Raw genomic sequence first — 1,879 nt, 5'->3', positions numbered from 1 at the left:
TATGAAATAAGCAATTACTTTAATGAAAAACCGTGGTATAAGCCTGTAAGTGACAATAGTAAGGTAAAACTCAACGCAGTGGAAGAACAGAATGTAAAGCTATTTCAAGAACGCACAGCGATACTAAAAGCTGATAGAGAAAAACTCATAGAAGGATTGCGAAGTCTAAAAGCAGAAGCTCAAAAAGGTAATAGTCCTATTCCTAAAGACAACTATAATGAGCATTTTAGTAAAACCATTGCTAAAATAGATATAGATGATATTCATTGGATTAAAAATCAAGGGTATTATAGCGTAGAGATAGATAACTTTAAGGGGAGTAACAAATATTATATATCTATAGACGGTAGTGAAGTAGAGATTGTGTGGTTTGAAGATGGTCATTCTACAAAAGTACAAAATGATGATAAGATTAAGGGAGTCTATGATACGGAGGTATTTGAGGTTATGGAAAGTGCTACTTATTGGAGATTCAAATGGAAAAATCAAAAATTGGTATTTATAGAGTCTGTAATGGCAGGATAAAGAGAAAAAGGGATATTCTTTTTCTTTTGACAATACTAATAAACTACTTTCGTGACTATGAATAAAATATTTCAAGTAGAAAAGTTTTCAGTTATTACTGAAAATACATTTTCAGTAGCAGGAAGAATGATTGCAGGGGATATTATTCACAAAAAAGAGGCTTTCAATCTTATAAAAATAGACAATAACACTTTGGTAGAGGTGAATTTCTTACTAAAACAAATAGAAATGTATGCTCGTTCTATTGATTTTATAGATATAGGGTGTACAGGAGTGCTATTTTTAGAAGGAGAATGCCCAGCTACTCAAATAAAAGAACTAATTATAGCAGCACAAACAATATAAACTTTGTCAAAGGCTAAAACGTAAAAATAGTCCCCCAAGTTGGAGGTATTATAATACATGTGAGAAATGATTAGAACCGACAAGATAGCAGAAGCAAATATAATGATTAAAAAATTCCTTTGGCTTGACATCTATATGGTAGATTTTAACGAAGAGGCGATAATACTATTTGGTACTATGGATGCTTCTTTGGGCAAACAAGTGGAAATCATATTAAAAAAGATCTGTTATATAGATATGCCTACTATGTGGGAATTAGAGGTGTCCTCAGAAAATCCAATAGTATTTATACCTCAAGATGAAATGAATGAGAACTATAAGAACAGATTCCTCGACAATCATAATGGGATTGGAAACTTATTTGTTTTTTCTGCTGAAGGGGTTAATAAAGAAATTAAATATCATATAGTAGCAGATAGTTTTGAATTACATCTTTTGAGTTATGAAAGTTATTTCCCTTGGGAAATAAATAATGATATTGTACCAATTTAAAAAGGACGAACAGTGTTCGCACAATTCAGCATCGTATGAATATAGAAGAAATCAAAAAGAAAATACAAATCATCTTAGAACTTCCTCAGCTAAAACGATTTGGCGATATATATATGAATCCGGTATTGGAAGAAGCCAAGGTAGCCAAAATAGAGAAAGAAAATCGTATCACTCTACCTGCAGATTATCGTACTTTCATTACCCAAATCGCCAATGGCTGTGTGGGTCCCGATTACGGACTGCGTTCCCTTAAAGAAGCAACGGAAGATTTGATGTGGAAAGACCGGACTATAGACCTCTCTACGCCTTTCCCTTACACCGAGCATTGGAATGAAGAGGAATGGCTTAATAGTATTGATTGGGACGGTGGTGAACGCCCTACACAAAAGCAGCTCGAAGCCTATATGGATACAAAGCGCATCAGCGGTTGCTTGCAAATATGCCATATAGGGCACGGAGCCTCCTATCTTTTGGTGGTGAATGGTAAGGAAAAAGGCTATATATGGCTCGATAGTCG

Annotated in this window: 3 protein-coding genes and 1 pseudogene; all 4 read left to right on the top strand. The window is 34.3% G+C overall.

The annotated features are described in order from the left end of the window. A partial coding sequence (locus Q0625_RS06515; RefSeq protein WP_298824800.1) for a YARHG domain-containing protein occupies nucleotides 1–525 on the top strand: 525 nt, incomplete at its 5' end. 57 nt (nucleotides 526–582) lie between these two features. Then, nucleotides 583–870 (top strand): hypothetical protein, encoded by a 288-nt coding sequence (locus tag Q0625_RS06510; RefSeq protein WP_298824799.1) that lies wholly within the window; start codon nucleotides 583–585, stop codon nucleotides 868–870. A gap of 66 nt (nucleotides 871–936) precedes the next feature. Next, nucleotides 937–1,362, top strand: a complete 426-nt coding sequence (locus tag Q0625_RS06505) for a hypothetical protein (RefSeq protein ID WP_298824797.1) — start codon at nucleotides 937–939, stop codon at nucleotides 1,360–1,362. Nucleotides 1,363–1,397: 35 nt separating this feature from the next. Continuing rightward, nucleotides 1,398–1,879, top strand: a pseudogene (locus tag Q0625_RS06500) (hypothetical protein); the annotation flags it as partial.

The sequence above is a fragment of the uncultured Capnocytophaga sp. genome (genome assembly GCF_938029845.1).
Classification (GTDB): domain Bacteria; phylum Bacteroidota; class Bacteroidia; order Flavobacteriales; family Flavobacteriaceae; genus Capnocytophaga.
Note: the sequence above shows the minus strand (reverse complement) of the source record. Positions and strands in the feature narration are given on the sequence as shown.